1 rRNA gene is annotated in these 255 nt (G+C 54.5%); it reads left to right on the forward strand.

The features are described 5' to 3' along the window. Window positions 1-255: ribosomal RNA gene (locus QSK36_RS43300) — 23S ribosomal RNA — on the forward strand; the annotation flags it as partial.

Genomic DNA, 255 nt, shown 5'->3' on the forward strand with positions numbered 1-255 from the left:
TGGGAGTGTTCCCGAGTAGCACGGGGCTCGAGAAATCCTGTGTGAATCTGCCAGGACCACCTGGTAAGCCTAAATACTTCCTGATGACCGATAGTGAACGAGTACCGTGAGGGAAAGGTGAAAAGCGCCCCGGTGAGGGGTCGTGAAATAGTACCTGAAACCGTGTGCCTACAAGCCGTAGGAGCGTAGTCGTCTTCGGGCGGCTGTGATGTGACTGCGTGCCTTTTGAAGAATGAGCCTGCGAGTTATGGTGTG

It is taken from the genome of Microbispora sp. NBRC 16548, assembly GCF_030268985.1.
GTDB lineage: Bacteria > Actinomycetota > Actinomycetes > Streptosporangiales > Streptosporangiaceae > Microbispora > Microbispora catharanthi.